Here is a 10,282-nt window from a genome sequence, read left to right on the forward strand (position 1 = left end):
CGTAGAAGTTCGAGTACAGCCACGCGGCAGTCGACGACTGGTTGACGATCGCGCCGCCACCGCGCTTGGCCATCTTCTTGTACACCGCGCGGGTGCACACCAGCGCACCGTCCATGTTCACGCTCATGAACTTCTTGTAGTAGTCCCAGTCGACCGTGATCAGGAAGTCCAGCTTCATGCCACCGAAGATCGCCGCGTTGTTCACCAGGTAGTCGATGCCGCCGAACTCCGAAAGCGTCTGCGCCGCCATTTCTTTGGCGGAGTCCGGATCGGACACGTCGACCCGGACGGCCAACGCGTTGCCACCCTCACCCTTGATGCCGTCGGCGACCTTCTGCGCCCCTTCGGTGTTGATGTCGGCGACGACGACGGCCGCGCCCTCGCGCGCCAGCGCCTCGGCGTAGGCCTGCCCGATTCCGCCACCGGCACCGGTGACGATCGCGACCTTCTCCTCGAACTGCCCCATGTATGTCTTCCTCTCTGCGATCACGTCACCGTGGGTCGTCAGCGTGCGGTGGCGATGGCTTTGATCTCCAGATATTCCTCGAAGCCGGCCAGGCCCATCTCCCGGCCGAGCCCCGACTGCTTGTATCCGCCGAACGGCATGTCGGCCGAATACCACACCCCGCCATTGACATTCACCGTCCCGACGCGCATCCGCGCCGCGGCCCGGTTCGCGCGGTCCTCGTCGGCGGAGAACACGGTGCCGGACAGGCCGTATGGCGAGTCGTTGGCGATGCGCACTGCGTCGTCGTCGCCGTCGTGGGCGATGACCGTCAGCACCGGCCCGAAGATCTCCTCGCGAGCGACCTTCGCATCGTTGTCCAGTCCGGCGATCACGGTGGGCTCGATGAAGAAGCCGGTGTCACGGTCGGCGGGGCGTCCGCCGCCGCACGCGAACGTACCGCCCTCGTCGATCGCCGAGTCGAGGTATCCCTGCACCCGGTCGCGCTGACGGGCGGAAATCAGTGGGCCACAGATTGTTCCGGCGTTCTGCGGGTCACCCGGCTTGAGCCCGGCCATCGTCGCGGCCGCCGCCTCGACCGCTTCGTCGTAGCGAGGGCGCGGCACCACCAGCCGCGTCGTGATCGCACAGCCCTGCCCGGCGTGCATGGATGCGGTGAAAGCCGACATCGAGCAGGCGCCCGCCAGGTCCGCGTCGTCGAGCACCAGGAACGCCGACTTGCCGCCCAGTTCGAGGAACACCTTCTTGATCGTGGCCGCGCCGTCGGCCATCACGGCCCGCCCGGTCGCCGTCGAGCCGGTGAACGAAACCATGTCCACTCGAGGGTCTTTCGACAGCAGGGCGCCGACGCCGTGATAGCTGGAGGTGACGATGTTGACCACGCCCGGCGGAAGGTCGGTGTGTTCGGCGATGAGCTCGCCGATGACTGCCGCGCACCACGGGGTGTCCGGCGCGGGCTTGAGCACGACGGTGTTGCCCGCGGCCAGCGCCGGACCGATCTTCGCGAGGTTGATCTGGTGCGGGAAGTTCCACGGGGTGATGGCCCCGACAACGCCGACGGCCTCGCGGGCGATCCTGCGGTGGGTCTTGATACCCATCGGCGCGGCGATGCCCAGGTCCGTCGTCCACTGATACGACTCCGCGGTGTCGGCGCAGAAACTGAGATCCTCGACGGGCCCCTCGAGCTGCGCGGCGGACGTAAGCATCCGCGGTGCGCCCACTTCGGCGATCGTGATCTCCCGCAGTTCCTCGATGTGTTCCTTCAACACCGCCTGCAACTGACGCAGACAGCGCACCCGGAGCTCGGTGTTGGTCGACCAGTCGGTCTCGTCGAACGCCCGCCGGGCGGCCTCGATCGCATCGCCCATGTCGTCGGCGGTTGCGTCGGCGGCGACGCCCAGCACCTCTTCGGTGGCGGGGTTGACGGTCTGGAACGTGCCGCCACTGCCCGCGACGAGCTTGCCGTCGATGAGCAACTGACTTTCCCGATTGGCCAGCAGTGCCATCGCGTCTCCGTTCCGCCTTTACTGGACAAGTGTCCGAATTGGTTGAACGCACCATAGCCCCATGTCGTGGCCGCTGGCAAGCATCAGGCGACTAGCTGGGTACTTGCGCAGCGAACACGGCGTCGGATAACTTGGACATGTGTCCAGCGAGCCTGCGGTCGCGGTCACAGGACCAGCGCCTGCGACCGACGGCGAGACACCGCGCAACCGTCGCCAAGAGGAGACGTTCCGCAAGGTGCTCGCCGCCGGCGTCCAGATGCTGCGCGAGTCCTCCTACGCGGATCTGACGGTGCGCGCCGTCGCCGCCAGGGCCAAGGTCGCCCCCGCGACCGCATACACCTACTTCTCGTCGAAGAACCACCTGATCGCGGAGGTCTACCTCGACCTCATGCGTCAGGTGCCCTACTTCACCGACGTCAACGAGGACAAGGTGACCCGCGTCGAGAAGACCCTGCGGGCCATGGCGCTGATGGTCGCCGACGAACCGGAGGTCGCGGCTGCCTGCACGACCGCATTGTTGAGCGGCACCGACGCCGCGGTGCGCACCGTGCGCGACCGGATCGGCGCCGAGATCCACCGCCGCATCCGATCGGCCATGGGCCCCGACGCCGACCCGCGCGCGCTGGCCGCCTTGGAGATGACGTTCTTCGGCGCGCTGGTCAATGCCGGCAGCGGCGTGTTCACCTACCACCAGATCGCCGACCGGCTGTCCTACGTCGTCGGCCTCATCCTGGGAGACGACAAGTGACGGCCACCGAATTGGTCCTCGACCCTTACGATTACGACTTCCACGAGGACCCGTATCCGTACTACAAGCGGTTGCGCGACGAGGCGCCGCTGTACCGCAACGAGGAGCTCGGCTTCTGGGCATTGTCCCGGCATGCGGACGTGCTGCAGGGTTTCCGCAACAGCACCACGCTGTCGAACAAGTTCGGTGTCTCGCTGGACCCGGCCTCGCGCGGCCCGCACGCCTCGAAGACCATGTCGTTCCTGGCGATGGACGATCCGGCACATCTGCGATTGCGCACCTTGGTGTCAAAAGGCTTCACCCCGCGGCGAATTCGTGAGCTGGAACCGCGGGTCACCGAGATCGCGGTCCAGCACCTCGACGTGATGTTGGAGAAGGCCCGTTCGAACGAGACCGTCGACTACGTCGACGAGTTCGCCGGCAAGCTGCCGATGGACGTCATCTCGGAGCTGATGGGGGTGCCCGAGCCTGACCGCACTCAGGTGCGGGCCTGGGCCGACGGGGTGATGCACCGCGACGAGGGCGTGACCGACGTCCCGCCGGCGGCTGTCGAGGCGTCGATCAACCTGATCGTCTACTACCAGGGCATGGTCGCCGAACGGCGCAAGAAGCCTGCCGACGACCTCACCACCGCGCTGCTGGAAGCCGAGATCGACGGCGACCGGCTCACCGACGACGAGGTCCTCGGCTTCATGTTCCTGATGGTGATCGCGGGCAACGAGACGACCACGAAACTTCTTGCGAACGCGGCGTTCTGGGGTTACCAGAACCCCGACCAGCTAGCTCCTGTCTACGCGGACCTCGAGCGGGTCCCGTTGTGGGTCGAGGAGACGTTGCGCTACGACACCTCCAGTCAGATCCTGGCCCGCACCGTCGCCGGCGAACTGACGCTGTACGACACCTTGATCCCGGACGGCGACGTCCTGTTGTTGCTGCCCGGTTCGGCGCATCGGGACGAGCGGGTGTTCGACGATCCCGACCGATTCGTCATCGGCCGCGAAATCGGCTCCAAGCTCATGAGTTTCGGCAGCGGCGCGCATTTCTGCCTCGGCGCGCACCTCGCGCGCATGGAGGCCAGGGTCGCCCTGACCGAATTGTTCAAGCGAATCCGCGGATACGAGGTGGACGAGGCCAACGCCGTCCGCGTCCACTCGAGCAATGTTCGCGGGTTCGCTCATCTTCCCATCGCTCCTCAGATCCGCTGAAGGCCGTATACATGCCCCGTTTCGAACCGCTACCCGCCCGCCGACCGGTCATCGTCGCCGGCGCCTCCTCCGGAATCGGAGAGGCCACGGCCATCGAGATGGCCGCGCGCGGCTTTCCCGTCGCACTCGGCGCGCGCCGGGTCGAGAAACTCGAAGACATCGTCGGCAAGATCAACGCCGACGGCGGGGAGGCCGTCGGGTTCCATCTCGACGTCACCGACCCGAACTCGGTGAAATCGTTCGTGAAACAGGCCGTCGACGCGCTGGGCGAGATCGAGGTGCTGGTCGCCGGCGCGGGCGACACCTACTTCGGCAAGCTCGCCGAGATCACCACCGACGAGTTCGAATCACAGCTGCAGATTCACCTCGTCGGCGCCAACCGGCTTGCCGCCGCGGTGCTGCCCGGCATGCTCGAACGCCGGCGCGGCGACCTGATCTTCGTCGGATCCGATGTGGCGCTGCGGCAGCGGCCCCACATGGGCGCGTACGGCGCGGCGAAGGCCGCACTGGTCGCCATGGTGAGCAATCTGCAGATGGAACTGGAAGGCACCGGCGTGCGCGCGTCGATCGTGCACCCCGGCCCCACGAAGACCAGCATGGGTTGGAGCCTGCCTGCCGAGAAGATCGGTCCCGCCCTGGAGGACTGGGCCAAATGGGGGCAGGCGCGCCACGACTACTTCCTGCGCGCCGCGGATCTCGCCCGTGCCATTACGTTCGTGGCGGAGACCCCGCGCGGCGGGTTCGTCGCGAACATGGAACTGCAGCCCGAAGCACCGTTGGCGGACAACAAGGACCGACAAAAGCTCGCCCTGGGCGAAGAGGGGATGCCACAGACATGACGACCGCGATCGTGCCCCGGGTCTCCGGTGGCGAGGAGGAACACGGACATCTCGAGGAGTTCCGTACCGACCCGATCGGTTTGATGAAGCGAGTCCGCGAGGAATGCGGGGACGTCGGCTGGTTCCAACTGGTCGACAAGCACGTGATCCTGCTGTCGGGAGCCGAGGCCAACGAGTTCTTCTTCCGTTCGGCCGACGAGGATCTCGACCAGGCCGAGGCGTATCCGTTCATGACGCCGATCTTCGGCGAGGGCGTGGTGTTCGACGCCAGCCCCGAGCGGCGCAAGGAGATGTTGCACAACTCCGCGCTGCGTGGTGAGCACATGAAAGGGCACGCCACCACCATCGAAGGTGAAGTCAACAAGATGATCGCCGACTGGGGCGACGAAGGCGAGATCGAGCTGCTCGACTTCTTCGCCGAGTTGACGATCTACACCTCGACGGCGTGCCTGATCGGGTTGAAGTTCCGCAACCAGCTCGACCACCGGTTCGCCGAGTACTACCACGATCTCGAGCGTGGCACCGACCCGCTGTGCTACGTCGACCCCTACCTGCCGATCGAAAGTTTCCGGCGCCGCGACGAGGCTCGGGTGAAACTCGTTGCGCTGGTTCAGGAGATCATGAACGAGCGGCTGGCCAACCCGCCGAAGGACAAGGCCGACCGCGACATGCTCGACGTGCTGGTGTCGATCAAGGACGAGGAGGGCAACCCGCGCTTCTCGGCCGACGAGGTCACCGGCATGTTCATCTCGCTGATGTTCGCCGGCCACCACACCAGCTCGGGCACGTCGGCGTGGACGCTGATCGAACTGATCCGCCACCCCGAGGTCTACGCGGAGGTGCAGGCCGAGCTCGACGAGCTCTACGCCGACGGCCAGGAAGTGAGTTTCCATGCCCTGCGCCAGATTCCGAAGCTCGACAACGTCGTCAAGGAGACGCTGCGCCTGCATCCGCCGCTGATCATCCTGATGCGGGTGGCCCAGGACGAGTTCGAGGTGGCCGGCTTCCCGATCCACAAGGGCGATTTCGTGGCGGCCTCCCCGGCGATCAGCAACCGGATTCCCGAGGACTTCCCGGACCCCGACGGCTTCAACCCGGACCGGTACAACAAGCCGGAACAGGCCGACGTCGCCAACCGCTGGACCTGGATCCCGTTCGGCGCAGGCAGACACCGGTGCGTCGGCGCCGCGTTCGCGCAGATGCAGATCAAGGCGATCTTCTCGGTCCTGTTGCGCGAGTACGAGTTCGAGATGGCGCAGCCGGCGGACTCCTACCGCAACGACCACTCGAAGATGGTGGTCCAGCTGCAGCGGCCGGCCAAGGCCCGTTACCGCAGGCGCGTCAAGTAGGCGATCGGATGGGTTGTTTCAGAGTCGAAGTCGATCTGGACCTCTGCCAGGGCCACGCGATGTGTGAGCTCGAGGCACCCGACTACTTCAGGGTGCCCAAACGCGGCAAGGTCGAGATCCTCGACGCCGGACCCCCCGACGAGGCCCGCGACGAGATTCAGAACGCCGTCGACATGTGCCCGACCCAGGCACTATCCATCAAAGAAACAGGAGACTGACAATGCCGTCATTGCCCCGCGAAGATCTCGACAAGTGGGTCGAGCAGTGGTTGGAGGCCAACCGGGAGGCCGAACGCAACGGCGACTGGAAACCGTTGGCGGAGTTCTACGCCGACGACGCCACCTACGGCTGGAACATCGGCCCGAAGGAAGACGTCATGTGCGTCGGCAAAGCCGAAATCCGCGACGTCGCACTGGGTCTGGAGATGGAAGGCCTGGAGAACTGGGTCTACGAGTACCAGAAGGTGCTCGTGGACGACAAGAAGGGCGAGATCGTCGGCTTCTGGAAGCAGATCGTCCACAAGTCCGACGGCACGGAGGACGAGATCTACGGCATCGGCGGCAGCTGGTTCCGGCTCGACGAGAACCTCAAGATCGAATGGCAGCGGGACTTCTTCGACTTCGGCCATGTGTCTTACATGTTCGGCAAGCTGATCGAGTCGGGCGACCTCTCGCCCGGGATGCAGAAGCGCATCGAACGCTCGCTGGCCGGCGAGAAACTGCCCGGCTACTACCCGCTCGGTCAGGCCCCTGCACCCATCTGGTGACCGGCCAAGCAGTCGATTGGGGGTGACTGTGACGTACCTAACTACTCCCTCTAGTCTGAGGTCACCGGCTCTAGCGGAAGGCACGTGGGAATGAAGACAAAAGGCGCTCTCATCTGGGAGTTCAACCAGCCGTGGTCGATCGAGGAGATCGAGATCGGCGACCCCGTCAAGGACGAGGTCAAAGTCCAGATGGAAGCGTCGGGGATGTGCCACTCCGACCACCATCTCGTGACCGGTGGCATCCCGATGGCCGGTTTCCCTGTGCTCGGCGGCCACGAAGGCGCCGGCATCGTGACCGAGGTCGGTCCGGGCGTCGAGGACCTCAAGCCCGGCGACCACGTGGTGATGTCCTTCATCCCGTCCTGCGGCCAGTGTCCGTCGTGTCAGGCAGGCCTGCGCAATCTCTGTGACCTCGGCGCCGGACTGCTCGGCGGCACCGCGGTTTCCGATGGCACGCACCGCATCCACGCCAACGGCCAGCCCGTCTTCCCGATGACGCTGCTGGGCACCTTCTCGCCCTACATGGTCGTGCACAAGAGTTCGGTGGTGAAGATCGACGAGTCGATCCCGTTCGAGGTCGCGTGCCTGGTCGGCTGCGGCATCACCACCGGTTACGGCTCGGCCGTCCGCAGCGGTGACGTCCGGCCCGGAGACGACGTCGCGATCGTCGGCGTCGGCGGCGTCGGCATGGGTGCGCTGCAGGGCGCGGTCACCGCGGGCGCCCGGCGCATCTTCGCGATCGACCCCGTGGAGTGGAAGCGCGACCAGGCGCTGAAATTCGGTGCGACGCATGCGTATCCGGACTGGGAGTCGGCGATGGCCGGTATCGCGGAAGTCACCTGGGGCCTGATGGCCAACAAGGTGATCGTCACCGTGGGCGAGTTGCACGGCAAGGACGTCGACAACTACCTCAACCTCACCGCCAAGGGCGGCACGTGCGTGGTCACCGCGATCGGCAGCCTGCTCGACACCGAGGTCAACCTCAACCTCGCGATGCTGACCCTTTTGCAGAAGAACCTGCAGGGCACCATCTTCGGTGGCGGCAACCCGCACTTCGACATCCCGCAGCTGCTGTCGATGTACAAGGCGGGCAAGCTCAACCTCGACGACATGATCACCCGGCAGTACAAGCTCGAGCAGATCAACGAGGGCTACAAGGACATGCTGGAGGGCCGCAACATCCGCGGGGTCATCCGCTACACCGACGACGACCGCTGAGACATGGCGCAGGAAACCGCCGAGAAGACACCGGCATTGGCGGCGTCGCACAACTCCTGGAAGTCTGTACACGCCCACGACGAAGAGGGCTGGCTGGCCCTGATGGCCGACGACGTGGTCATCGAGGATCCGATCGGGCAGTCCTTCACCAACCCCGACGGCACAGGTATCAAGGGCAAGGAAGCGGTCGCGGCGTTCTACGACTCCAACATCGCGACCAACGACCTTCGGATCACGTGTGAGGAGACGTTTCCGTCCAGCTCCCCGCACGAAGTGGCTCATATCCTGGTGTTGCGCAGCAAGTTCGACAACGGCATGACCAGCACGGTGCGCGGAGTGTTCACCTACCGGACCGACGAGGCCGGGCTGCTGGCGAACCTGCGCGGCTACTGGAACATGGACATGATGCAGTTCGACCAGCCGGGCAGCTAGCCATCGGATGCCGGACAGCCCACTTCTAGGCGGGCGGGGCGCGGTCGTCGTCGGCGGATCGCGTGGGGTCGGCCTGGCGGTGGCCGAACTCCTCGCCGCCCACGGCGCGGGGGTTGTCGTCAACGGCCGCGACGCTGAAGCGGTAACCCAAGCGGCACAAGGCATTCCGAATGCCCACGGCCTGGCCGGTTCACCCGCCGATCCGGCCGTCGCGCAGGCGTTGATCGACTTGTGCGTGGCGGAGTTCGGCCGGATCGACATCCTGATCAACTGTGCGGGCACCGCCGAGCCGGTCGGGTCGTCCATCCTCGACGTCACCTCGGCACAGTTCCGCGAACTGCTCGACGCACATCTGGGCACGACGTTCGAGACCTGCCGGGCCGCGGCACCACGGATGGTGGCGCAGGGCGGCGGCGCGATCGTGAACACGAGTTCGTTCGCGTTTCTCGGCGACTACGGCGGCACGGGCTACCCGGCCGGCAAGGGCGCAGTCAATGCCCTGACACTGGCCACCGCTGCCGAACTCAAAGAGCACGGTGTGCGCGCGAACGTCGTGTGCCCCGGCGCGAGGACGCGGCTTTCCACCGGCCCCGAGTATGAGGCTCACATCGCCGACCTGCACCGGCGCGGTCTGCTCGACGAAGTCAGCATGCAGGGTGCCCTCGACGCCGCGCCGCCGAAGTATGTCGCGCCGACGTACGCGTTTCTGGCCAGCGACTTGGCCGCGGACGTGACCGGGCAGGTCTTCGTCGCCGCGGGCGGGTTCGTCGGGCGCTTCGACAGACCGAAACCGTCGATCCTCGGGTTTCGCGACCACCACGACAGTCCCCCGTGGTCGATCCAGGAACTCGACGCGCTCATCCAGAGGAGCGCGAACCAGCGCTGATCTTGTCAGTGGAGCGTGGCATACTCGAACACATGTTCGGGTCGGAGTTCGCGGTCACCGACGTCGCTGCCGTCATCGCTGTGATCGAGGAGTGCACCCGCGCGGAGGCGGCGCTGGCTGCGCGCCGGTTGGCGGCAACGGCCGAACTCACCGCGCGATACACCGAGCCCGACGATGGACGTGCGTACCTCGCGATCGACGGATGGCGGATGGCATCTGCCGAGATTTCCGCGGCGATGGGAATCTCGGACCGGGCAGCGTCACGCGCCATGTGTATCGCGATGGCGCTGCGGGAGCGGCTGCCCAGAGTCGCTGCCTTGTACGCCGAAGGGCGGTTGAGTTCTGCGCTGGTCGCGCGAGGATCGCTTCCGGCAGCCGGGCAGTCCGGATTCCCGCACTGGCAGGTCAGTTGGTCCGCGTAGGCCGCGATGGCGCCCATTGAATCCGACCGTCGCTGTCCGACCGTGCGTGGATCGTCCTTGCACACGCCGCTCGACATCTGCGCCAGCCGACGTTCGAGTAGCTCTGCGTCCGTCACGGACAAGCGGCCCCATAACGACGCCGTTCCCGTCTCATCGTCGGGCTTGCCGAGTTGGACGTCCCTGCGCCGTGCGGCCTCTTGCAGGCGCCGTCGCGCGTCGGGATCGTGCTCGTGGACCAACGAATCGATCGCCGCCTCCAGCTTTGCGACCGACAGAAAGCCCCACCTTGCCGCGCGATCCGCAATGGCGGCGTCGACGCGTTTCTGGATGTCGGAGTTCACAATCAGTTGCGTGCGCCATGTGATGGTTGCGACCAGCGCAGAACTCAACCGCCCTTCGGCGTACAAGGCAGCGACTCTGGGCAGCCGCTCCCGCAGCGCCATCGC

At 66.0% G+C, this 10,282-nt stretch carries 12 protein-coding genes and 1 pseudogene; 10 read left to right on the plus strand and 3 right to left on the minus strand.

The window, feature by feature from the left end:
- Together A5663_RS09790 and A5663_RS09795 are read right to left on the minus strand one after the other, a co-directional pair.
- Positions 1-466, minus strand: a 466-nt coding sequence (locus A5663_RS09790; RefSeq protein WP_156744412.1) for an SDR family NAD(P)-dependent oxidoreductase, incomplete at its 3' end; no start/stop codon positions are given.
- Between the two features lie 38 nt (positions 467-504).
- Positions 505-1,971, minus strand: a complete 1,467-nt coding sequence (locus A5663_RS09795; RefSeq protein ID WP_068147421.1) for an aldehyde dehydrogenase — start codon at positions 1,969-1,971, stop codon at positions 505-507.
- A gap of 139 nt (positions 1,972-2,110) precedes the next feature.
- Here A5663_RS09795 and A5663_RS09800 point away from each other — a divergent pair, with 139 nt between their 5' ends.
- From A5663_RS09800 to A5663_RS22960, 10 genes are all read left to right on the plus strand, one after another.
- On the plus strand, positions 2,111-2,719 hold the full coding sequence (locus tag A5663_RS09800; protein ID WP_068147424.1) for a TetR/AcrR family transcriptional regulator: 609 nt from the start codon (positions 2,111-2,113) through the stop codon (positions 2,717-2,719).
- Positions 2,716-3,924: a cytochrome P450 gene (locus tag A5663_RS09805; RefSeq protein ID WP_068147426.1), complete on the plus strand. Its 1,209-nt coding sequence runs from the start codon at positions 2,716-2,718 to the stop codon at positions 3,922-3,924. Before A5663_RS09800 ends, A5663_RS09805 begins: the two co-directional genes overlap by 4 nt.
- A gap of 11 nt (positions 3,925-3,935) precedes the next feature.
- Positions 3,936-4,763 carry an SDR family oxidoreductase gene (locus A5663_RS09810; RefSeq protein WP_068147429.1) on the plus strand — a complete coding sequence of 276 codons (828 nt, stop codon included), beginning with the start codon at positions 3,936-3,938 and terminating at the stop codon, positions 4,761-4,763.
- The gene (locus tag A5663_RS09815; RefSeq protein ID WP_068147432.1) at positions 4,760-6,112 is read left to right on the plus strand and encodes a cytochrome P450; all 1,353 of its coding nucleotides are present in this window, start codon (positions 4,760-4,762) and stop codon (positions 6,110-6,112) included. The genes A5663_RS09810 and A5663_RS09815 overlap by 4 nt, the downstream gene beginning before the upstream one ends.
- A gap of 8 nt (positions 6,113-6,120) precedes the next feature.
- Positions 6,121-6,330, plus strand: a complete 210-nt coding sequence (locus A5663_RS09820) for a ferredoxin (protein WP_068147434.1) — start codon at positions 6,121-6,123, stop codon at positions 6,328-6,330.
- 2 nt (positions 6,331-6,332) lie between these two features.
- Positions 6,333-6,878 (plus strand): nuclear transport factor 2 family protein, encoded by a 546-nt coding sequence (locus tag A5663_RS09825; protein ID WP_068147437.1) that lies wholly within the window; start codon positions 6,333-6,335, stop codon positions 6,876-6,878.
- Positions 6,879-6,968: 90 nt separating this feature from the next.
- Complete coding sequence (locus tag A5663_RS09830) at positions 6,969-8,096, plus strand: NDMA-dependent alcohol dehydrogenase (RefSeq protein WP_068147439.1); 1,128 nt, start codon at positions 6,969-6,971, stop codon at positions 8,094-8,096.
- Positions 8,097-8,099: 3 nt separating this feature from the next.
- A complete protein-coding gene (locus tag A5663_RS09835) occupies positions 8,100-8,528 on the plus strand; it encodes a ketosteroid isomerase family protein (RefSeq protein WP_068147441.1) in 429 nt (142 codons plus the stop codon).
- A gap of 7 nt (positions 8,529-8,535) precedes the next feature.
- Positions 8,536-9,414 (plus strand): SDR family NAD(P)-dependent oxidoreductase, encoded by an 879-nt coding sequence (locus tag A5663_RS09840; RefSeq protein ID WP_068147446.1) that lies wholly within the window; start codon positions 8,536-8,538, stop codon positions 9,412-9,414.
- Positions 9,415-9,446: 32 nt separating this feature from the next.
- Positions 9,447-9,836: a DUF222 domain-containing protein gene (locus A5663_RS22960; protein WP_068147448.1), complete on the plus strand. Its 390-nt coding sequence runs from the start codon at positions 9,447-9,449 to the stop codon at positions 9,834-9,836.
- 2 nt (positions 9,837-9,838) lie between these two features.
- Here A5663_RS22960 and A5663_RS23795 read toward each other — a convergent pair.
- A pseudogene (locus A5663_RS23795) lies at positions 9,839-10,279 on the minus strand (DUF222 domain-containing protein); the annotation flags it as partial.
- Positions 10,280-10,282: the final 3 nt, after the last annotated feature.

The organism is Mycobacterium sp. E740 (assembly GCF_001672895.1).
Lineage (GTDB): Bacteria > Actinomycetota > Actinomycetes > Mycobacteriales > Mycobacteriaceae > Mycobacterium.

Bases quoted from the DNA above. Each gene is read 5' to 3' on its own strand.
- A5663_RS09810 (WP_068147429.1), top strand. From the start codon at position 3,936: ATGCCCCGTTTCGAACCGCTACCCGCCCGCCGACCGGTCATCGTCGCC.
- A5663_RS09820 (WP_068147434.1), top strand. From the start codon at position 6,121: ATGGGTTGTTTCAGAGTCGAAGTCGATCTGGACCTCTGCCAGGGCCAC.
- A5663_RS09835 (WP_068147441.1), top strand. From the start codon at position 8,100: ATGGCGCAGGAAACCGCCGAGAAGACACCGGCATTGGCGGCGTCGCAC.
- A5663_RS09795 (WP_068147421.1), bottom strand. From the start codon at position 1,971: ATGGCACTGCTGGCCAATCGGGAAAGTCAGTTGCTCATCGACGGCAAG.
- A5663_RS09830 (WP_068147439.1), top strand. From the start codon at position 6,969: ATGAAGACAAAAGGCGCTCTCATCTGGGAGTTCAACCAGCCGTGGTCG.
- A5663_RS09825 (WP_068147437.1), top strand. From the start codon at position 6,333: ATGCCGTCATTGCCCCGCGAAGATCTCGACAAGTGGGTCGAGCAGTGG.
- A5663_RS22960 (WP_068147448.1), top strand. From the start codon at position 9,447: ATGTTCGGGTCGGAGTTCGCGGTCACCGACGTCGCTGCCGTCATCGCT.
- A5663_RS09840 (WP_068147446.1), top strand. From the start codon at position 8,536: ATGCCGGACAGCCCACTTCTAGGCGGGCGGGGCGCGGTCGTCGTCGGC.
- A5663_RS09815 (WP_068147432.1), top strand. From the start codon at position 4,760: ATGACGACCGCGATCGTGCCCCGGGTCTCCGGTGGCGAGGAGGAACAC.